The sequence below is a fragment of the Kitasatospora sp. NPDC029312 genome (genome assembly GCF_055569215.1).
Map to the genome: position 1 here is coordinate 22,663 of NZ_JBVHXY010000053.1, position 19,547 is coordinate 42,209.

Consider the following 19,547-nt stretch of genomic DNA (forward strand, 5'->3'; position numbering starts at 1 on the left):
AGCATGGCGCGGCATACAGAGAGCAGCGAGAGGCGCAGGAGCTGCCGCTAGAGGGGGAGGAGGGAGAGAGAGCACGGAGACGCCCGCGCCCCCCCCCCCCCCCCCCCCCGTTCCGCGCTCAGATTGTCAGACGTCGCCGAACTCGCCAGTGCGGACGGCTGCGACGAACGAGTCCCACTCTTTGATCGGGAAGACAAGAGCAGGACCCGCCGGATCCTTGGAGTCACGAACCGGCATGACGCCCAGGAAGCCATCTGCAACTTCAATGCAGCCGCCCTGCCCGTTGCTGTACGTACTCTTGCGCCACCCGGCCCCGGCCAGGCCTATGTGGTCGGCCATGATGCCCCTCTCAGACGTCGCCGAACTCGCCACCGCGCACGGCGGCGACGAACGACTCCCAGGCCTCGGACGGGAAGAGGAGGGCCGGCCCGTGAGGATCCTTCGAGTCGCGAACAGGCGCCAGCCCGGGGAAGTCGGAAGCCACCTCGACGCAAGACCCGCCGTTGTTGCTGTAACTGCTCTTGAACCACGCGGCGTCGGACAGGTCTACAGGGCGAATCATGACGTTCCTCTCACGCCTTGCTTGCGGATCATCTCCAGTGACGCGGCCTTTGACAGCGCTTCCACCTGAAGCTGATGGTAGTCCCGCTCCCAAGCCTGCGCGGTAACGGCATCTCGCGCGAGGAAGCCACGCAGTTGGCACTCCGAGTATGCCAGGAGGGTTCGATCCGCCAGAGTCAGCAGCGTGACCATCATGGTGAACGGCAGCTCTTCCGCAAGCGAGAAGGGCGCCACCTGGATGGTGATGTTCGGACGGCTTGCGAGGTCTTCGAGGTGCGCCAGCTGCCGTGCCATGACCTTGGCTCCGCCCACCGCCCGCAACAGGGCCCCTTCATCCAGGACGAAGTGCAGGCGCGGGGCCGCCCCCCGGTCAAGCAACTTCTGGCGTGTGGCCAGGAAGTCGAGTCGGTCCGCAGCCTGTTCCTCGGTGATACTGCCGCGCCGCACTGCTGCGGAGGCGAAGGCTTCGGCGTACTCCATCGTCTGCGCCAAACCGGGCACGATGCCCAGCTCGAAGTGGGAGATTCCATGGGCTTTCGCCTCTTGCTGCGCGTACTCGGGAAAGCCTTCCAGCAACGACGATCCGCTGAGACTCCAGTACGTCAGTTCCAGCGCCCCGTTGGAATCAAGGGCCTTGTCAGCGCTACGAACCCAGTCGAGCGTGGGATTGCGTGTCCCCCTTTCGAGGTTGGAAATCTGACTATCACTCAGGTTCGTCAGCTCCCCGAGCCGGGTCTGCGTCAGGCCTGCCGCCTTTCGCAACCTGCGCAGTTGGGCCCCGAACGCCCTGAGGGGGGACGCCGATGGATCCAGCTGCGTCTCGCGCATCGTCAGACCTCCGCCGCTACATGAATCCCACATGGGAAACTGTCAAGTGGAAAAGCCTTCCGATAGTAGGGGCGATCGCACCACCATGGCTACAGCAGGTCATCCACCGGATGCGCAGCGCAACCCGTGGAGCCGGTGGCCGTCGATTCCTCACATCTGGAGCAGAGTTGAGCAGGACCCACCTCATGTCCCGTCCCCCCGTCCGGCGTTCTGGCCAGCAGGTCTTCGTCCTGCGTGAAGACCCCGACGAGCGGGACGAGTTCTTCGTCCTCCTGGTCGACTCCGTCCACCGGGACGGCCTGGTCCTGCCCGGCGGCAGTGCCGAGCAGGACGAGTTGCCGCACCTGGCGGCGCGCCGGCACCTCGAGACGCAGACCGGGCTCGTCATCGCCCTGCGGACGATCCTCACGATCGACTACGTGCCCGCCGCGAAGTTTCCCGAGGGCGTCAACTTCGTCTACGCGGGTGGGATGATCACGCCCCGGCAGGCCGAGGCCGTCGGCCGCCACCAGCCGCCGGAGGGCATCCGCGGGCTGCACTGGGTGCCCCAGTTCAAGCTGCGCGAGGTCATGGCGGACGAGCAGTACCGGCTCGTCGAGGACGCGTGGGACGCCTGGGAGCACGGTGCAGGGCTTCCGTTGCTCGTCCGGGGCGTCCCCGTCCCGGTGGGCTGATCGAGGTGGCGGCCGCGCGCCGGGTGGGTGCGGGGCGGCTGGCCGGGGGTTACTTGCCGGCGGTGGTCATGGAGGTGACCGCCTCCGCCACGCTGGCGCGGTAGAGGCCCATCCGGGGGTTCAGGACGTGGGCGCCGCCGGGGAGGGGGAAGTTGCGGGTGTTGGCGAGGGGCATGTTGGCGTCGTCCGGGTCGGCCAGCACGTTGAGTTCGTTGACGCCCGGGGCGGTGCCGGTGGTGGCGCCGCTCGGGTCGAGGTCGATCACCGCGTAGGCGCTGTGGCCCGCCGGGACGGGGAAGCGCGCGGTGCCGCTGGCGAGGACCGGCTTGATGTTGTTGCTCTGGTCGGCCGAGGCGGAGTTGCCCAGGTCGACTCCCGGCGAGGAGCTCAGGGTGCAGGCGGCCGTGCCGGTGTTGCGTACCTCGATCACCCACTGGTTGGCCGCCCCGGCGCGGGCCGTCGCCTGGATGGCGAGGTTCTTGATGTCGCACGGGTGGGCGGCGGCGGTGGAACCGGCACCCGCGCCGCCGGACGCGGCGCCGCCGGACGGGTTCGCGCCGGGCGGCGTCTGCGGCGCGCGGGTCGCCGGGTGCGAGGGCGTGCCGGTGGCCGGGCCGCCCGCCGTCGGGGGCGTGACGGCCGCCGTGGCGCCCGCCGAGGGAGCCGCGGCCGGGTCGGCGTTGTCGGGCCCGCAGGCGGTCAACGCGAGCCCCGCCCCGGCGACGAGGACGACGGTGGCGAGCAGCGGACGGCGGTGGCGGACGGACATGGTGACTCCCCGGTGGTGGTGCGTGCTGACTGCTTGGACACACCACAGGACGGTCCACGGGCGGTTTTCGGTGGCATGCGCAGCGTCACAATCGTCAGGACATGACAGGGATGGGATTGTGACATTCGGTCAGGTGCGGCTTCGTTGACATGGCGCGCTCCGCTCGTCCACCGCGGCCGCCCTGTTGTGGGGCAGGCCACACCCGGGGCGGGTTTGGGGGCTTTGGGGTGAGGAGGGTCACGCCGGGCGCGCGCTTTGGTGGCGACGCGGTGTCCGGACGGCGACGGGCCCCGCCAGGACTGGGCGCGCCTTGGATCGGCATGGCCGGAGGGCCTGTCCGCTTCGGGACCAAGGTCATCGATCCGGTTGACCTTGGGCCTGGTGGTGATCATGGCGGACCCGGGCAACCGTGGACGGTCGCCCGGTGTGCCCGGGCGGGGGCGCCGTCCACGGTGGGCGGCGCCGTTCCCTGCCGTCTACCCGGCGCACGGCCGGCGGGCCCCACCCGCGGCCGTACGCTCCGGAGGACCCCGAAACCCATGTCCCAGACCATCGACAACGCCCCGTATACCGCCTTCCACCGCAGGCTGGCCCTGGCCTGCTCCGGTGGGCCGCTGCTCGACGGCTACATCCTGAGCATCGTCGGCGTCGCCCTGATCGGCATGCGCCCCGACCTGGGCCTGTCCACCGCGCAGGTCAGCCTGATCGGCGCCGCCGCCCTGGTGGGCATGTTCGTCGGCGGCGCCCTGTTCGGCGTGCTGACCGACAAGATCGGCCGGGAGGTGATGTACACCGCCGACCTGCTGGTGATGGTGGCCTGCTCGGTGCTCTCCTTCTGGGTCGACGCGGTGTGGGCGATCACCGCGCTGCGCTTCGTGCTCGGCATGGCCGTGGCCGCCGACTACCCCATCGCCACCTCCCTGCTCGCCGAGTGGCTGCCCGCCAAGCACCGCGGGCGGCTGCTCGGCCAGCAGATCGTCGCCTGGTACGCCGGCTCCGTGCTCGCCTACGTGGTGGGCTACCTGTTCCTGGAGCTGGCCGGACCGGGCAGCTGGCGGTGGATGCTGGCCAGTTCCACCGTGCTGTGCGTGGTGTTCCTGGTGATCCGCCGCGGCTCGCCGGAGTCGCCGCGCTGGCTGGCCGCCAACGGACGGGTCGGTGACGCGGTGCGCGTGGTCGAGAAGCACCTCGGGGTCCGGGTCGACGGCCGGGAGCTGATGCCCGATCCGGCCGCGCGCGCCCGCAGCGCCGGCGGGCTGCGGCTGCTGATGACCCCGCCCTACCGGCGCCGCACCCTGTTCTGCGGCCTGTTCTTCCTCTGCCAGGTCGGCCCGCTGTTCGCGATGCTCACCTTCGGCCCGCAGATCCTCTCCTCCTTCGGCATGCCGGGCGGCACCGTGATGGAGACCCTGGGCACCGGGCTGATCAGCCTGGTCTTCCTGCTCGGCTGCTACCCGGCGCTGCGCCTGATCGACACCCGGGGCCGGCGCCCCGTCATCATCTGGTCGTTCGCGCTGATGACCGTCCCGCTGGCTCTGCTGGGCGTGTGGCCCACCGCCCCGGCCGCCGTGGCGCTGACCGCGCTGTGCGCGTACGCCTTCCTGTGCGGCGGGCCCAACGTGCTCGACTGGACCTACCCCAACGAGCTGTTCCCCACCGAGATTCGGGCCACCGCCGTGGGCGTGGCCACCTCGGTGAGCCGGATCGGCGCGGCCGTGGGCACCTACCTGCTGCCGCTGTCGCTGACCGGCCTGGGCACCGGCCCGACGATGCTCATCGCCGCCGGGACCACGGCCCTGGGGCTGCTGGTGTGCGCCCTGTGGGCCGAGGAGACGCGCGGCACGTCGCTGGGCGCCGCACCGGCCACCGCCCAGACCCCGGCCACCGCCCAGACCACGGCCGCGGCCCCGACGGTCCCGGCCCAGCGCGTGGCCCAGCCGGTGCGCTGACGGCCGACGGATACCGGCCGAGGCTGACGGCTGAACGGTGGCGCCGCCCGGGGTTCTTCCCGGGCGGCGCCGTTCTGCTCTCGCGTGCGCTCCCTCCTCGCGCTCCGTACCGGCAGGCGAGTATCCCGCCCAGGCGGCTGGGGACCGACGGGTTGTCTCCCGGCCGGTGGGGCCCCGGGCCTGCCGATGCCGGTGAGTCGACGGCGCGCGCCGCCAAAGCGGGGTACGGGGCGGGAGGGGGCGGGGGCCGCCCTTGAATTTACCGTCCCGTGCAACTATTGTCGGAACTCATAACGTGCACCTGCAAGCGGCTGCGGGGCGTTGGCCCCGCCGCCGACCCCACCGGGAGTCCGACTTGAGCACCGATCTCTTCACCCCGTTGACCCTGCGGGAACTGACCGTCCCCAACCGGGTCTGGATGCCGCCGATGTGCCAGTACAGCGCCGCGCCGGACGGCGAGGCGGCCGGGGCGCCGACGGACTGGCACTTCGCCCACCTGGCGGCGCGGGCCGCCGGCGGCACCGGGCTGATCATCGTGGAGGCCACCGCCGTCAACCCCGAGGGACGCATCAGCCCCTACGACCTCGGCCTGTGGAACGACACCCAGCTCGAGGCGTTCCGGCGGATCACCTCCTTCCTCAAGGAGCAGAGCACCGTCCCCGCCGTCCAGCTCGGCCACGCCGGACGCAAGGCCTCCACCGAGCGGACCTGGGTGGACCGCGGGCGCGCCCTGCGCCCGGACGAGGAGCACGGCTGGCAGCCGCTCGGCCCCAGCGCCGCCGCCTTCTCCCCCGAGCACAGCACCCCCGACGAGCTGACGATCGAGCAGATCCAGCAGATCGTACGGGACTTCGCCGCCGCCGCCCGGCGCGCGCTGGACGCGGGCTTCCAGGTGGTCGAACTCCACGGCGCCCACGGCTACCTGATCCACCAGTTCCTCTCCCCGCAGAGCAACCACCGCACCGACGCCTACGGCGGCACCTTCGAGGGCCGCATCCGCTTCGCCCTGGAGATCGTCGACGCGGTGCGCGCGGTGTGGCCCGAGGAACTGCCGCTGTTCTTCCGCGTCTCCGCGACCGACTGGCTCAGCGAGAACCCGCAGGACGGCCGCGAGGGCTGGACCTCGCAGGACACCGTCCGCCTCGCCAAGGAGCTCCAGGCGCACGGCGTGGACCTGCTGGACGTCTCCACCGGCGGCCTGGTCCCCGACGCCCGCATCGAGGCCGCGCCCGGCTTCCAGGTGCCCTTCGCCGAGGCCGTGCGCAACGGGGCCGACCTGCCGGTCGCCGCCGTCGGCCTGATCACCGACCCCGTCCAGGCCCAGGACATCGTCGCCTCCGGTCGCGCCGACGCCGTCCTGCTCGGCCGCGAACTGCTGCGCAACCCCTCCTGGGCGCGCCACGCCGCCGCCGAACTCGGCGGCGAGGTCCACTCCCCCGTCCAGTACCACCGCGCCTGACGGCCGCTCACGGCCTTCGGTGCCCGGAGCAACCGCGGGTGCCCGGGCCTCTCACTCCGCCGGAAAAGGGGGTGAGAGGCCCGGGGCGGCCGGGTGGCCGGTCAGACGAGCAGGTCGGACTGGAGGGTGACGACCTGGCGGAAGGCCGCGGTGGGCACGCCCTGCGGGTTGGTCATGGTGATGACGGCCACGACGTCGGAGGCGGACAGGTACGCCATCCGGGTGGTCGGCACGCCCTTGCCGGCGGTCGCCGTGGAGTCCTTGAGGGTCACGTCCACGCCGTCGACGGTGTCCCAGTCGTCGTGCGGGGCGGTCTTCGCGTCGGGCGCGGCCTTGACCGGGCTTTCCGAGCGCGCGGCGGAGAAGGTGTTCCAGGCCTCGGCCGAGGAGCCGAAACGCAGCAGCCGGATCTGGGTGCGGGTGCCGTCGGAGGCCGCCCACTCCCGGACGGTGGCCGCGCGGCACGCGTTCTCCAGGAGCAGCGCGCGCAGCTTGGCCGGGTCCTTCTGCTCGGCGAGGAGCGCGTCGCAGGGCACCCAGGAGGCGAAGGCCGTCCCGGCGGCCGCCGAGGGGGCGGCGCCGGCGCTCGCGGTCGCGCTCGCGGTCGGCGGCGCGGTCGCGGTCGGCGGCGCGGTCGCGGTCGGCGGCGCGGCGGTCGCGGTGGCGGTGGCCGAGGGGGTCGCGGTGGGCACCGGGAAGGCGGGCGCGGTCACGGAGCCGCCGGCTTCCCGGGGCGCGGGCAGCAGCAGGTAGCGCAGGTCCGCGTAGTGCGGCACCTTGCCCTTGGCGTCCGGCGCGGCCTTGCCCGAGGGCAGCGGCGGCAGCGTCAGCGGCGGGAAGGTGTAGCGGCCGTCGCTCGCGGTGGCCAGGCCGGGGACGTCGGTGCGCGCGGGGGCGGTGACGGCCATCGCGGCCGCGGTGCCGGCGAGGGCGAACACCAGCACGGCGCAGCTCCAGCGCACCGCGGCCCTTCGGCGGCGGGTGCGCCGGGCGGCCTGCTCCTCGGGGCTGTGCGGGGCCGTGCCGGTCTGCGGGGCCGTGCCGGTCTCCTGGACTCCGGGGGTCTGTGTGGCCTCGGTGGTCTGCGCGGCCTCGTACGCCTCGGCGGCTGCCTGGGGTTCGGGGCCGGCCGTCGGCTCCGCGGGGGCCGGGGCGGTCGAATCCGGCGCGGGCTGCGGCGGCCGCGGCGCGGCGGGCTGGTCGGTCATACGGACGCTCCCGGGAGGGCGAGGCGGTCGAGCTGCAGGGTGAAGAGGGCGACGATCTTGTCCTTGGGCAGCGGCGCCAGGCCCTCGGTCTCCATGACCACCAGGAGGTCGCCCTCGGCGGCCGAGCACTCCAGGCGGTCGATCGGCGCGGACGGCGGTGCCGGCATCAGGTAGCAGTGCGCCTCCGGGTGGCCGGGGATCGCCGGGCCGACGCGGAAGATGCCGGTGTCACCGGTGAACATCGCCGTGTACTCGTTGATCTTCTGCACCTCCTGCTGGTTGAACTGGCGCAGCCGGATCCCGATCACCAGGTCGTCCCCGCTGCTGCGGTAGGTCCGCACGCCGGTTCCCTTGACGTGCAGGCCCTCCCAGTAGGAGCGCAGCCGCTCGCGCTTGTCCTTGGGGATCTGCTGGAGTTCGGCCTCCAGTTCACCGGCCAGCTGCTCGGCGCCGTGCTCGGTGTCGTTGCCGTAGCCGCCCTGGTCCGGGCCGAGTTCGTAGCCGGCCGGGACGGGCAGCAACAGGTCGCGCAGGGAGCCGAAGTGGCTGCCGTTGGACTTGGCGCCGAACGGTGTGGCACTCGCCGTCGGGACGGGCGCGCCGGTGGGGCCGGCGGCGGTGGCCGGGGCGACGTCGTCGTACTGGGTCTTGATGATGCCGACGCCGATGGCCACACCGACCAGTGCCGCCGCGACGGTCGCGGCCCCCGCGCGCAGCAGGCGGCGGGAGGCGGGGCGGGGCGCGGTGCTCTGCTGCTCGGCGGCGGGCTCGCCGGGGGGCTGCTCCGCGAAGGCCTGGTCGGCGGACGGCTGCTGCTCGGAGGCCGGCCGCTGCTCGGAGGCCGGCCGCTGCTCGGGGGCGGGCGGCGCGGCGGGCGCGGCGGCGGGTACGGCCGCGGGCGGCGCGGCGGGCGCGGCGGCCGGGGTTCCGGTCACGGTGTCGTCGGTCATACCAGCCGCTCCCACTGCTGCTTGGCGAGGTCCTTGAGGGCTGCGGCGTCCACGGGCTTGGGACTGAAGACCTCCACCGTCATCTGCACCGTGCCGCGCTTGGCGGTGGCGAGGCCGTAGTAGTACGGCTCCTGGGTGTCGGCCCAGTGCCTGGGCACGTCGTACACCGTGTAGCCGCCGTTGGCGTCGGCGGCGAAGGGCTCCGCGCGGGAGGATTTCGCCTCCTCGGCGTGGTCGGGCGCGTACTGGGTGAGCAGGACGGTGTACCGGGTGTCGTCCTTCTTCCAGTCCACCTCGGCCGCGCGCCGGAAACCGGTGGCGTTGAGGCTCTTGAACATGACGTCGGGGCGGCCGCTGTGTTCGGCGAGGTCGCCGACCGACGCCCAGCTCGGCTTGTCCGGGAGGTCGCCCCAGGGGCTGGTGCCGTCCGGGGCGCTGACCAGCAGTTTGGTCAGGTCGCCGTCGATGGCGAGCGGGGCGGGCTGCTCGGCGGCGAAGGCGGCCGCGTCGACCGCCCGGGCCGGGTAGGACGGGCGGGCGACCTGCAGCCTGGGCAGCGGCGTGGGCGGGCGCTGGGCCTGGACGGCGTAGCCGACGCCGCCGCCGGCCAGGGCGCCCAGCACCAGGGCGCAGGTGGACAGCAGCACCGGGCGGGGGCGGCGCGGGGCGCGCGGCGCGGCCTCGGCGGCGGCCGGGGGCTCGGCGGTGGCCGGGACTTCGGCGGTGGCCGGGACTTCGGCGGTGGCCGGGAGTTCGGGGGTGGTGGCCGGTTCGGTTTGCGCGGCGGGGCTTTGGGGCTGTGGGGGGAGGGCCGGTGCGGCCGGCTCCGGCTGCGCGGGCGGTGCGTCGGCCGGCGCGGGCGGCGGCTGCGCGGGTTCGGTGGTCACGGAAGTGGCTCCAGAGCGGGGTGAACGGTGTGGCGTCGCAGGACGGGGCGCGGGCTCAGCCGGAGGCGAGCCACTCGCGCTGGCGCTTCATCAGGTCGTTGAGCAGCGCCTTGTCCGGGGTGCCCTTCACCTCGACGTCGATGGTGTACTGGACGTCGCCCTGGCTGCCGATGCCGCTCATGGAGCCGGTGTACGTCTCGTTCTTGGGCTTCTTCCGGAAGCCGTGGGCGTTCGGGTCGCCGTCGATGTCGATCGGCTCCTGTGACTTGATGGTGTAGCCCTTGACGAACCTGCCGGCGGTGTCGGCGGAGCCGAAGTGCAGCAGGGTGACGGTCACTTCGGCCGTGCCGTCGGCCGTCCGGTAGGTGCGCAGGGCACCGTCCTTGTAGCCGAGGCCGGTGAGGAGGGTGTCGATGTCGTCGGGCTTGCCGAACATCTCGGCGACGTCGTCGCGGGTCATCGCCATCCCGTCCGCGGGCCCGTACGACTCGCCGCCGTCGGGGATCGGGAGCAGGAAGTAGCGCAGGTCGCCCTCGTGCTTGGAGCCGTTGACCGTGCCCTTGACGGTGCTGGCGGGCTTGGGCTCGGCCGGGACGGCGGTCGGCACCGGGATGGCGGAGGGCGTCGCGCTCGCGGCCGACGAGGCGGTGGCGGCCGGGGCGGGTGCGGCGGCGGCCGGGCGGGTCTCCGGCTTGCCGACGGCGACGGTCACCGCGGCGCTGGCCGCCGTGACGGCGAGCAGCCCGGCGGTGGCCAGCGCGACGCCGACGGCGCGCGGCAGGCGGCGCGGGGCCGGCGCGGCTGCGGGCTCGGGCTCTGGCTCTGGCTCGACGGCGGGTTCGGGCACGGTGATGGGCGCGGCGACGGGCTCGGGTGCAGCGGCGGGCGTTGGCGGCGGCTCGGTGAAGGCGCTCTCGTTTTCGGGCGCGGGCAAAGGAGTCCCCCAAGGGAAAAGTGGATTTCGCACGCGGACCACTCTCGGATTCCGCTCCCCTGCGGCTGTCCGGACCGTCCATCACGTGTCTCAGCAGGCATTATGAGAGTCCGCTGACACGGGTGCCAACAAATTCAACCACCGCACTCCCGATCAATGGCCGTAAACCGGACACGCCGTGATCCAAACGCAACCCGTCCGGTGCGCCGCGAAGCGGCGGGGTCTTCACGGGCCGATCGGCACTGACGGACCGGGCACGGCGGCGTGGCGGGGGCGGGCTGACGGAGGTTCGTGCGGCGCGGGCTCGGGTGCGGAGCCCGCTGCGGGTCCTACGGTTCTTGCCGTGGTCACCGGCCGGCCGGCCGGGACCGGCGGCGAGGAGAGGACTGAGACCATGGGCGTTCCCGCGGACGAGGCCGGACTTCGGCAGGAGCGGTTCGAGCGGGGCATGGAGATGCTGGGCCAGGTCAGCGGCGAGGCCGGGCAGCGGGTGGTGGAGTCGCTGGCCGACGTCAATCCCGAGCTGGCCCGGCAGATCGTCGGGTGGGGGTTCGGCGAGATCTACAGTCGCCCGCAACTGTCGCCGCGTGACCGGCAGTTGGTGACGCTGGGGATGCTCACCGCGCTCGGTGGCTGCGAGCCCCAGCTGGAGGTGCACGTCAACGCGGCGCTCAACGTCGGGCTCTCCCCCGTCCAGATCACCGAGGCGCTGCTGCACGCGGCCGGGTACTGCGGCTTCCCCAGGGCGCTCAACGCGACCTTCGTCGCCAAGAAGGTCTTCGGCGAGCGCGGTCTGCTGCCGGTCGCGGCGGACTGACGGCCCGCCGCGACCAGCCCGCCGCGACCGGTGTGCCCGGTGCGGTGCAGCCGGGTGCGGCGGCCGGGTGCGGCGGGCCCGGGGCGGTGTCAGTGCGGGGACTCGTAGGCGAAGACCGTCTTGCCGACGGCCGTCTGCAGCGGGGTCAGCAGGTCGACGAGCTGCTGGCGGTCGGTGGCGCGGCCGTCGGACCACTGGCCGAGGGTGGCCAGCACGGCCCGGCCGTTGCCGCTGAAGGCCTGGACCATGCCGCTGTCGGCGGGCAGGACGGGCAGTCCGGAGGCGGGCGGCGGGGCCTGCGCGCCGACCTCGAAGTCGTCGAAGGCGAGGGAGAGTTCGGTGACCAGCCGGACGGTGTCCACCGGGTCCCTCATGGTGAACAGGGCGAGGTTGAACTGGTTGTTCCGGGCGTCCTTGTAGAGGGCGATCTGTTCGCCCAGGCAGCCTTTGCCCGCCTGGATCAGAGCGATCAGCCGGGGGCCGACCGAGTCGGGCTCGGTGCACGAGGCCAGGGTGGCGGAGCCGACCCGGGTGTAGAGGGAGCCGTCGGCGGTCTTCACCTCGGCGGGGAAGGCCTGGTCCAGCGGGATCGGGGGGCGACCTGCGGCGGCCGGGGCACCGGCCGTGGCCCGGCCGGTCGGGGTACTCGAGCCGGTCGGGGCGCTCGAGCCGGTCGCGGCGGCCCCGGCCGGGGCGGCGGTGGGAGCGGGGGCGGTGTCGTCGGCAGGCCGCAGCAGCGTGAAGCCGAGGACGGTCAGGGCCGCGGCGCCGAGAGCCAGGGCGAGGTTGCGCGGCCACACCCGCTGGGGCGGCGGCGGGTCGCCGGCCGGGCGGTGCACGTCCTTCTCACAGATGGTCGCGGCCCGGACGAAGTCGTCGTCGAGGGTGGCGTTCCACCGCTGGTCGTCGTTCGGTTCGTCCTGGCCCGGGGTCGGGTCGCCGTGTCGCATAGCGACGTACGGTAGCGATCATGACGTGCACAGACGGCACTCGGATGATCACATGTTGATCACCATCGGGCGCCCGGGCCGTGCCGCCGCCACCAAAGCGGTGGAAGGATGCCTGGATGATCACTTCCGCCGCACGTGACTCCTTGGAGGGCCTGGCGCTCGGGGACGGTTTCGGGGAGCGGTGGTTCCCGCTCTTCCGGCAGCCCAAGCTGGCATTCACCCAGATCAGGGCGCGGCAGGTGCCGCCGGAATCACCGTGGCACTGGACCGACGACACGGCGATGGCGCTGTCGGTGTACGGGGTCCTGACCGCCTTCGACGCGGTGCACCAGGAACGGCTGGCGCAGGCCTTCGGGGCGGCGTACCTGGCCGACTCCTACCGCGGCTACGGCTACGGCATGCACCAGCTGCTGCCGGAACTGGCCGCGTCGCCGGCGAGTTGGCGCAGCCGGGCGCGGGCGCTGTTCGAGGGTCAGGGGAGCCTGGGCAACGGGGCGGCGATGCGGGTGGCGCCGCTGGGGGCCTGGTTCTGCGCGGACCTGGCGCAGGTGGTGGAGCAGGCGGCGCTGTCCGCCGAGGTCACCCACGCCCACCCGGAGGGGGTGGCCGGGGCGGTGGCGGTGGCCGTGGCGGCGGCGCTCGCGGCGCGCGGGCGCGACGGGTCCGGGGCGCGGGGGGCGCGGTGGCTGGTGGAGGTCGCCGAGCGCACACCGGCCGGGGCGGTGCGCGAGGGGCTGGAGCGGGCGGCCGCGCTCGGCCCGGATACGGAGCCGTGGCGGGCGGCCGACGTGCTGGGCAACGGGCGGCAGGTGCGGGCGAGCGACACGGTGCCGTTCGCCCTGTGGTCGGCGGCGCACCACCTGGACAGTCTCACCGATGCGCTGTGGACCACCGCCGAGGGCCTGGGCGATGTGGACACCACGTGCGCCATCACCGGGGGTGTGGTCGCGGCCCGCACCGGGCTGGGGGCGGTGCCCGGGGCGTGGCTGTCGCGGCGTGAGCCGCTGCCCGGGTGGGTGGCCGAGGCGGAGTCGGAGACGAAGGCCGAGACGCCGCGGAGCGACGGCGGCTGAGTTGCCGCGGTGTGACGGCGGTTGAGGCGTCCGGCCGGGGGCCGCGGGGCGGTGTTTCCCCGTGCGGCCCCCTGGCCGGGCGGCCCGAGGCTTCGGTGCGGCGCGGGGCCGCACCTGGCCCGCCCTGCTGGAACAGGGCAAGCCGGTTCCCCTGATGGTGTCGAGTGGCAACGGCCCGGGGAGACCGCGTTCGTGAGCGCTGCGGCGGCAGGCGCTGCGCTAGGCCCGAGGGGGCTGCCCGGACGGCGTGCGGGAAGGGCTGTGCGGCGCTATGCGCTCGGGCCCGTACGGGGAGGGCGGACGGCTTCGCCGGCGTGCCGGATGCCGGTGCTCTTCGGCGTCGGTGTCCATGCCGCTCCCCCTTTCCGCTTCGCCGCGGGCCGCCGAGGGCCCATGTCTGCCCGGCCCTGGGCCGAGGCGGGGCGCTTTCGGGCGTCGCCCCGCTGATACCCCCTGAGAATGGCATCGCAGTTCCCCCGGGACAACGTCTTATGGCGCCGCGAGGTCGGACGCCGGCGGTGCGCGGCCCGGTGAGGGGCCCCGGCGGAGCAGGCGTGAGCTGCGGCGATGTCCTGACGGTATCTCACCGTGTAGTGGGACAGCGTGAGAAAGCGGCGCGGAAGTCGCTGGACTGGCCCCGTGGTGCGCGGCGACCCTGTGCGTGGGTGTCCGTTCCGCCCGGCTCTGGAAGGCCGGGCGGGCGGCAGGCGGACCCCCAGTCGAGTGGCAACGACCGCACCCAGTGAAGCGGAGACCGCATTGAAGATGCCCAACCGCCCGTCCACCAGCGCGATGTGCGTGGAGGTCCGCACGACGGGCACCGCCCGTGTCCCGGCCGCCCCGGCCGCGGTGCTCGTGGTCGTCGTGCTCCTGCTCACCACCGCCCTCACCGTCCACGGAACCCCCGTCCGCACCGCCGTCACCGCCGTCGGCTCGGCCGGACTGCTCGGTATAGAGCTGGTCCGCCGCCTGGCCGAGGCGCTCACCACCCGCCGGGCCCGCTAGGAGGGGCCGGTGGGGCGCCTGAACAGCGCCCTGGCTGAGCAGCACGAGGAGGTCCGGGCGCTCGCGCAGTGGCTGCGCGCGCTGCGCGAGCGTTCCGGCCTCACCTACAGCCAGATGGCGCACAAGACCGCCGAACTGCAGCGGCCGGTCTCCGTCGCGACCCTCTCGCGCGCCGACGAGGGCCGCACCGTCCCGACCTGGCCGGTCACCGAGGTCTACACCCGGGTCTGCGGCGGCTCGACGCGCACCGTGGAGCGGCTGTGGCTGCGCGCCGACGCCCGCCGGGCGGGCCGGCGAGCGGGGCCCGCACCGGCAGTGCCGCCCTCGGGCCAGGCCCTGCGGTACGTCACGGAGCGCGCCGAGTTGCTGGTCGCGATGCGGCGGCTGCGGCTGCGGGCGGGCAACCCGTCACTGCGCGAGCTGGAGGCGCGAGCGATGCGCGGCCCGGTGAGCCATCTGCCGCGCAGCACCCTGCACGGGGTGCTGGCCGGCGAGCGGGACTGCAGCGAGCGGGTGCTGGTGGAGTTCGTCCGCGCCTGCGGAGCGGGCCCCGCCGAGGAGGCCGAGTGGCTCGCGGCCCTGCGCCGCGTCCGCCCGGGCGGCACTGCCCCCTCCGAGCTCCACCGCCGCCTGGCCGCCGCCGAGGCCGAGCTCGCCCGGCTGCGCGCCCTCCTCGACCACCCCGCCGACGAGAACCCGGCACCGGTACGCCGCTGGCGCTCCCGCCCGCCGACCGTCCCGGCCCAGGCCCGGCCCCCGCACCGCCAGGACGAGCGGACACCGTAGGGCCAGCGCGGGGTGCGGGTGCCGGTGCCGGTGCCCGCACCCCGCGACACGGTGGGGGTGGATCGCCGTACGGAAGGAGGACTGCCGCCCTGCGGCTGCCGGCTGATGCCTGTCCTCGGCCTGACGGGGCGCCGGGGAGCGTGACGGCGCCCCGGCGTCGACCCGTCGAGGAGGGTGAGCGCCTCGTGCACGGCCAGTCGTCCGGCCCGGCGGTAGGAGCGCTCGCTGGTGTCCGTCGCGTGCACCGTGGTGTGGCGCACCACGATCGCCAACGCGACCGGCACCGGGCAGTTGCCGGGCGAGCTCGTCGCGCACGCCCTCGGCCGGCGCCGCGTGGTAGCGGGCGGGCTCCTCCTCGGGCACCGGGCCCCCGCGCACCGTGGCCCCGGGCGCGGCCTCCAGGGGCAGGCAGGCCGTCCTCCCAGGGCTCGAAGTCCACCAGGGCGTCCGCGAGATCGCTCGGGCAGCCCGCCTGCACCGCGTAGCGGGCCCGTACGCCGCGCACCGGGCGGGGCGGGAAGGCCCCTTGTTCGGCGGTCACGGACTCAGGGGACACGGGACCAGCGGGGTCAGTCGGACATGGGCTCAGGGGCCGCGGGGTCAGGAGTACGTGATCTCGACCGATTCGACCACCACGTCCTCGACCGGGCGCTCGTCCTCGGTGGGGGCGGTGGCGATCGCGTCCACCACGGCCTTGGAGGCGGCGTCGGCGACCTGCCCGAAGATGGTGTGGCGGCGGTTGAGGTGGGTGGGGGTGCCCACGGTGATGAAGAACTGCGAACCGTTGGTCGCGGGGCCGGAGTTGGCCATCGCCAGCAGGTAGGGCTTGGTGAAGAACAGTTCGGGGTGGAACTCGTCCGCGAAGGCGTAGCCCGGGCCGCCGGTGCCGGTGCCGGTGGGGTCGCCGCCCTGGATCATGAAGCCCGCGATCACCCGGTGGAACAGCGTGCCGTCGTAGTACGGGCCGCTGCCCGGCTCGCCGGTGCGCGGGTCGGTGTACTCCTTGGTGCCTTCGGCGAGTTCGACGAAGTTGCGGACCGTCTTCGGGGCGTGGAAGGGGAACAGTTCCAGCCGGATCGGGCCGGCCGTGGTGTGCAGGGTGGCGAACCGGGCCGTGGCCACGGGTGACTCCTCGGGTCGGGCAGCAGGACTTTCGGGTGGGCATCCTGGCACAGTGGGCGGTTCGCGGCCGAACCGGGTGGCCGACGGGCAGGGAGGGGGTGGCCGTGGTGGCGGGTGCGGTGCTGGTCGCGCTGCTGGTGCTGGTCGTCGTCGGGTGCGGGTGCGTGGTGTGGGCCGAGCGCGGCGGGCCGCGCTGGGCGCGGGCGGTCGCGGCCGTCACGCTCGGTGCGGGAGAGGTACTGCGGAGCGTTCAGCGCGGCCGGCGCCGCGGACGCGCGCGGCGTGGGGACGTGAGCGGCGGCGGGGACGGGGGCTGAGGCGCGGCGGACGGGGACGCGCGGCGGCGCCCCGGGGCACCTGGCCACCTGGCCACCTGGTCATCCTGGGCTGCTTCGCGGGACCGGGGCGCGCGTATCCCCGGCCGTCGCCGTGACGGCGGCGACGGTCGGGGACGTACGGGGTGTCAGCTCTCGTCGGCGCGGCGGCGGGAGACGGCGACCAGCGCGGCTCCGGCGGCCAGGGCCGCGGCGGCGCCGCCGGCCTCCCAGCCGAGCCCGTCGGTGCCGGTGGCGGCGAGCGTGCCGCCGGCCGTGGCGGTGGCCGCGGTGGCGGCGGTGCCGGAACCCGTGGTGCCGGTCGTGCCGTTGGTGCCGGTGCCGGTCAGGGCGGCCGGCTGGACGCTCGGCTGCTGGGCGCCCTGGTCCTGCTGCCCGGCGCCCTGGCCGTCCGGCTTGTCGGCGCTCTTGTCGGCGCTCTTGTTCGCGGCGGCCTCGTCCACGGCGCGGGCCTTGGCCCAGCCCCCGGTGAGGAAGGCCAGGATGTCGGCGTCGCCGCCGTCCAGGGCCTTGCCGGCCGCCTCGCGCACGGCCGGGCCGCCGGAGGCCGCCAGCTGGGAGACCTTCACCCGGTTGTCGTCCGCGCGCAGCTTCGGCAGCTCGACCGTCAGGAAGTGGGACACGTCCGCCGGGGTGCCGCTGAGCGCCTTCGAGGCGGCCTCGGCGGTGTACCGGCTGATGCTCTTGTCGGCCAGGACGACGAGCACCGCGACCCGGTCGTCCTCGGCCTGGGCCGCGGGCCAGCCCTCCTTCAGGAAGGTCACGACGTCGGCGTCGCTGCCGTCCAGGGCCTTGCCGGCCGCCTCGCGCACGGCGCGCCCACCGGAGGACAGGATCTGGGCGACCTTCACCCGGTTGTCGTCCGCGCGCAGCCTCGGCAGCTCGACCGTCAGGAAGTGCGTCACGTCCGCCGGGGTGCCGCTGAGCGCCTTCGAGGCGGCCTCGGCGGTGTACCGGCTGATGCTCTTGTCGGCCAGGACGGCCAGCACCGCGGCGCGGTCGTCCTCGGCCTGAGCGGCGGGCCAGCCCTCCTTCAGGAAGGTCACGACGTCGGCGTCGCTGCCGTTGAGGGCCTTGAGGGCTGCCTCGCGCACGGCCGGGCCGCCGGAGGACAGGATCTGGGCGACCTTCACCTGGTTGTCCGCGCGGCGCTGCTCGGGCAGTTCGACCGTCAGGAAGTGCCGCATCTCGGCCGCGGTGCCCTTGAGCGCCTTCTCGGCCGCCTCGCGCACACCGGGGCCGGTCTCCTTGTCCGCGAGGATCCGCTGGATCTCGGCGCGGTCGCGCTGCTCCTGGCCGTCGACGCCCGCGGTGGGGGCGCCCTCGGCGGGGGCGGTGTCGGCGACGGTGTCGGAGGCGGTGTCAGGGCCGGAGACCCCGGTCGGCTGGGGTGCGTCGGCAGCCGAGGCGGTCGAGGGGAACAGAACGGCGGGGGCCAGAACGGCGGCCGCGACGACGGCGGACACCCGGGGCAGCTTCATGCAGAGGAACCTGCTGCTTCCTGTGAAGAGATCATGAACGCCCACAGCATAGATCCTCTTTTACTTTCGCCATACCAGATATTTGTCACTCCACCGCAGGCCCGCGAGGGCGCGTCCCGCCTGGTCACGGGCCCCCGCTAGGGTGGGGCGGATGAGCTTCCATCTGGTCGTCGGACACGGGCCCGCCGGGGCCGCCACCGCCCGGCTGCTGGCCGGGCAGGGCCACGAGGTGCGGGTGGTCACCCGCGGCGGCCGCCCCGGCGGGCAGGGGGTCGAGGGCGTCGAGCACCTCGCCCTGGACGCGAGTGACCCCGCGCGGCTGGCGCGGGCCGCCCGCGGCGCCGTCGCCATCCACGGCTGCGCCGCGCCGCCGCTGCCGCAGTGGGCCGGGCGCTGGCCCGCCCTCACTTCCGCGCTGTGCGCGGCGGCCGAGGACAGCGGCGCGGTACTGGTCATGCTCGGCAACCTGTACGGCTACGGCCCCGTCGACGCTCCGATGACCGAGGACCTGCCGCTCGCCGCGACCGGCCCCAAGGGACGGGTGCGGGCGGCGGCCTGGGAGCGGGCGCGGGCGCTGCACGAGGCCGGGCGGATCCGGGCCGTGGAGGTGCGGGCCTCGGACTTCTTCGGGCCGGGTGTCACCGACGGCGGCCACCTGGCCGCCCGGGTGGTGCCGGCGCTGCTGAAGGGCCGCCCGGTGGCGGTGCTCGGGGATCCGGACGCCCCGCACAGCTGGACCTATCTGCCGGACGTGGCGCGGGCGTTGGTGGAGGTCGCGGGCGAGGAGCGGGCCTGGGGCCGGGCCTGGCACGTGCCCACCGCGCCGCCCCTGTCGGTGCGCGCGATGGTCGCCCGCCTGGCCGCCGAGGCCGGCACCGGCCCGGTTGCGGTGCGCCGCCTGTCCCCCGTGCTGCTGGGCGCGGCGGGGCTGTTCTCCCCGCTGCTGCGGGAACTGCGGGAGGTCCGCTACCAGTTCGACCGCCCGTTCGTCGTGGACGCCGGCGCGTACGAGGCGGCGTTCACGCTCCGGGCCACGCCGCTGGAGGAGCAGGTGGCGGCGACGGTCGCCTGGTGGCGCGGGCGGATGCGGGCGTAGCGGAGAGGTGCCCGCCCGTGGCCGGTGGCCGCCGGCAGGGCGGCGCGCTCACCTGGTGATGTCGCCGTCCGGCACGTCCCGGACGGTGATCTCCTTGCCCGGGAGGCCCAGGAGTTCGGCCACCGCGTCGCCGATCCCCGCGGCGTCTCCCGTCGGTCCGGGGGCCGGTCCGTCGGTGTAGCGCTCGATGGCCTGGTGGAAGTACGAGGGGTTCCAGGCGCCGACGGCGCCGCTGACGTCGACGGCCTTCACCGGCCGGTGGCCGACGGCGCGCCGGATGGCCGGGAGGATCTCGTCCGAGGCGTACTTCCCGGGGACCTGGAACAGGCTCGCGTGGCCGCCGACCTTGCCGCCGTCGCGCAGGTGGACGGTGACGACCAGGCAGCTGGTGACCGACGGGTAGGTGATCGTCCCCCGCGGGCCCACCTCGCCGACCTCGCCCTCCGCGATCGACACGGCCCTCGGGGCCGCCTTGAGCCCGCCGGGCCGGACCGCCCCGGCCAGGGCCCCGCCGTACGCCGGCGCTCCGGCATCCCCGCGTGCCGCCGCACCGGCGGCCGAACCGGCTGCCAGCACCAGCACCAGCGCCGTGCCGACGACCAGGCCGGCCCTTCCCGCGTACCGCTCGGACACCGTCAACGTCATGACCACACCCCGGGAACC

General features: G+C 74.3%; 21 protein-coding genes. 9 read left to right on the top strand and 12 right to left on the bottom strand.

The annotated features are described in order from the left end of the window. Nucleotides 1-126: 126 nt before the first annotated feature. From ACZ4WV_RS31080 to ACZ4WV_RS31090, 3 genes are read right to left on the bottom strand one after another with little or no spacing between them, the layout of a single operon-like run. Nucleotides 127-339, bottom strand: coding sequence for a DUF397 domain-containing protein (locus ACZ4WV_RS31080; protein ID WP_465751978.1), 213 nt, complete (start codon nt 337-339; stop codon nt 127-129). A gap of 10 nt (nt 340-349) precedes the next feature. Next, on the bottom strand, nt 350-562 hold the full coding sequence (locus ACZ4WV_RS31085; RefSeq protein WP_465751979.1) for a DUF397 domain-containing protein: 213 nt from the start codon (nt 560-562) through the stop codon (nt 350-352). Next, on the bottom strand, nt 559-1,389 hold the full coding sequence (locus tag ACZ4WV_RS31090) for a helix-turn-helix domain-containing protein (protein WP_465751980.1): 831 nt from the start codon (nt 1,387-1,389) through the stop codon (nt 559-561). Before ACZ4WV_RS31090 ends, ACZ4WV_RS31085 begins: the two co-directional genes overlap by 4 nt. Nucleotides 1,390-1,574: 185 nt before the next feature. Between ACZ4WV_RS31090 and ACZ4WV_RS31095 the strand changes: the two genes are divergently transcribed. Then, a complete protein-coding gene (locus ACZ4WV_RS31095; protein WP_465751981.1) occupies nt 1,575-2,063 on the top strand; it encodes an NUDIX domain-containing protein in 489 nt (162 codons plus the stop codon). A 49-nt stretch (nt 2,064-2,112) separates the two neighbouring features. On the opposite strand, the gene ACZ4WV_RS31100 is transcribed toward ACZ4WV_RS31095, so the two are convergent. Beyond that, nucleotides 2,113-2,832 carry a DUF4232 domain-containing protein gene (locus ACZ4WV_RS31100; RefSeq protein WP_465751982.1) on the bottom strand — a complete coding sequence of 240 codons (720 nt, stop codon included), beginning with the start codon at nt 2,830-2,832 and terminating at the stop codon, nt 2,113-2,115. A gap of 539 nt (nt 2,833-3,371) precedes the next feature. Here ACZ4WV_RS31100 and ACZ4WV_RS31105 point away from each other — a divergent pair. Both ACZ4WV_RS31105 and ACZ4WV_RS31110 read left to right on the top strand, forming a co-directional pair. Continuing rightward, on the top strand, nt 3,372-4,781 hold the full coding sequence (locus tag ACZ4WV_RS31105; RefSeq protein ID WP_465751983.1) for an MFS transporter: 1,410 nt from the start codon (nt 3,372-3,374) through the stop codon (nt 4,779-4,781). Between the two features lie 355 nt (nt 4,782-5,136). Next, entirely contained in the window at nt 5,137-6,240 is a 1,104-nt protein-coding gene (locus ACZ4WV_RS31110; RefSeq protein WP_465751984.1) for an NADH:flavin oxidoreductase/NADH oxidase, read from the top strand. Between the two features lie 101 nt (nt 6,241-6,341). Here ACZ4WV_RS31110 and ACZ4WV_RS31115 read toward each other — a convergent pair whose 3' ends face one another. From ACZ4WV_RS31115 to ACZ4WV_RS31130, 4 genes are read right to left on the bottom strand one after another with little or no spacing between them, the layout of a single operon-like run. Then, nucleotides 6,342-7,448: a hypothetical protein gene (locus tag ACZ4WV_RS31115; protein WP_465751985.1), complete on the bottom strand. Its 1,107-nt coding sequence runs from the start codon at nt 7,446-7,448 to the stop codon at nt 6,342-6,344. Then, nucleotides 7,445-8,398 (bottom strand): hypothetical protein, encoded by a 954-nt coding sequence (locus ACZ4WV_RS31120; RefSeq protein ID WP_465751986.1) that lies wholly within the window; start codon nt 8,396-8,398, stop codon nt 7,445-7,447. The genes ACZ4WV_RS31115 and ACZ4WV_RS31120 overlap by 4 nt, the downstream gene beginning before the upstream one ends. Continuing rightward, nucleotides 8,395-9,285 (bottom strand): hypothetical protein, encoded by an 891-nt coding sequence (locus tag ACZ4WV_RS31125; protein WP_465751987.1) that lies wholly within the window; start codon nt 9,283-9,285, stop codon nt 8,395-8,397. Before ACZ4WV_RS31125 ends, ACZ4WV_RS31120 begins: the two co-directional genes overlap by 4 nt. Nucleotides 9,286-9,340: 55 nt before the next feature. Next, nucleotides 9,341-10,219 carry a hypothetical protein gene (locus ACZ4WV_RS31130; protein ID WP_465751988.1) on the bottom strand — a complete coding sequence of 293 codons (879 nt, stop codon included), beginning with the start codon at nt 10,217-10,219 and terminating at the stop codon, nt 9,341-9,343. A gap of 394 nt (nt 10,220-10,613) precedes the next feature. Here ACZ4WV_RS31130 and ACZ4WV_RS31135 point away from each other — a divergent pair, with 394 nt between their 5' ends. Continuing rightward, nucleotides 10,614-11,036 (top strand): carboxymuconolactone decarboxylase family protein, encoded by a 423-nt coding sequence (locus ACZ4WV_RS31135; protein WP_465751989.1) that lies wholly within the window; start codon nt 10,614-10,616, stop codon nt 11,034-11,036. An 89-nt stretch (nt 11,037-11,125) separates the two neighbouring features. Here the strand turns inward: ACZ4WV_RS31135 and ACZ4WV_RS31140 are convergent, their stop codons facing one another. Next, complete coding sequence (locus ACZ4WV_RS31140; RefSeq protein ID WP_465751990.1) at nt 11,126-11,986, bottom strand: hypothetical protein; 861 nt, start codon at nt 11,984-11,986, stop codon at nt 11,126-11,128. Between the two features lie 116 nt (nt 11,987-12,102). Here ACZ4WV_RS31140 and ACZ4WV_RS31145 point away from each other — a divergent pair, with 116 nt between their 5' ends. The 3 genes from ACZ4WV_RS31145 (at nt 12,103) to ACZ4WV_RS31155 (ending at nt 14,850) form a co-directional block, all read left to right on the top strand. Beyond that, entirely contained in the window at nt 12,103-13,059 is a 957-nt protein-coding gene (locus ACZ4WV_RS31145) for an ADP-ribosylglycohydrolase family protein (RefSeq protein ID WP_465751991.1), read from the top strand. 759 nt (nt 13,060-13,818) lie between these two features. Then, nucleotides 13,819-14,064: a hypothetical protein gene (locus ACZ4WV_RS31150; RefSeq protein WP_465751992.1), complete on the top strand. Its 246-nt coding sequence runs from the start codon at nt 13,819-13,821 to the stop codon at nt 14,062-14,064. A gap of 9 nt (nt 14,065-14,073) precedes the next feature. Continuing rightward, nucleotides 14,074-14,850, top strand: coding sequence for a helix-turn-helix domain-containing protein (locus ACZ4WV_RS31155; protein WP_465751993.1), 777 nt, complete (start codon nt 14,074-14,076; stop codon nt 14,848-14,850). A 600-nt stretch (nt 14,851-15,450) separates the two neighbouring features. Here ACZ4WV_RS31155 and ACZ4WV_RS31160 read toward each other — a convergent pair. Beyond that, nucleotides 15,451-15,972 (bottom strand): peptidylprolyl isomerase, encoded by a 522-nt coding sequence (locus tag ACZ4WV_RS31160; protein ID WP_465751994.1) that lies wholly within the window; start codon nt 15,970-15,972, stop codon nt 15,451-15,453. Nucleotides 15,973-16,079: 107 nt separating this feature from the next. On the opposite strand from ACZ4WV_RS31160, the gene ACZ4WV_RS31165 reads away from it, so the two are divergent. Continuing rightward, a complete protein-coding gene (locus ACZ4WV_RS31165; protein WP_465752009.1) occupies nt 16,080-16,289 on the top strand; it encodes a hypothetical protein in 210 nt (69 codons plus the stop codon). Between the two features lie 146 nt (nt 16,290-16,435). Here the strand turns inward: ACZ4WV_RS31165 and ACZ4WV_RS31170 are convergent, their stop codons facing one another. After that, on the bottom strand, nt 16,436-17,788 hold the full coding sequence (locus tag ACZ4WV_RS31170; protein ID WP_465751995.1) for an ALF repeat-containing protein: 1,353 nt from the start codon (nt 17,786-17,788) through the stop codon (nt 16,436-16,438). A gap of 151 nt (nt 17,789-17,939) precedes the next feature. Between ACZ4WV_RS31170 and ACZ4WV_RS31175 the strand changes: the two genes are divergently transcribed. Further along, nucleotides 17,940-18,884, top strand: coding sequence for an NAD-dependent epimerase/dehydratase family protein (locus ACZ4WV_RS31175; RefSeq protein WP_465751996.1), 945 nt, complete (start codon nt 17,940-17,942; stop codon nt 18,882-18,884). A 48-nt stretch (nt 18,885-18,932) separates the two neighbouring features. On the opposite strand, the gene ACZ4WV_RS31180 is transcribed toward ACZ4WV_RS31175, so the two are convergent. Next, complete coding sequence (locus ACZ4WV_RS31180; RefSeq protein WP_465751997.1) at nt 18,933-19,529, bottom strand: hypothetical protein; 597 nt, start codon at nt 19,527-19,529, stop codon at nt 18,933-18,935. Nucleotides 19,530-19,547: the final 18 nt, after the last annotated feature.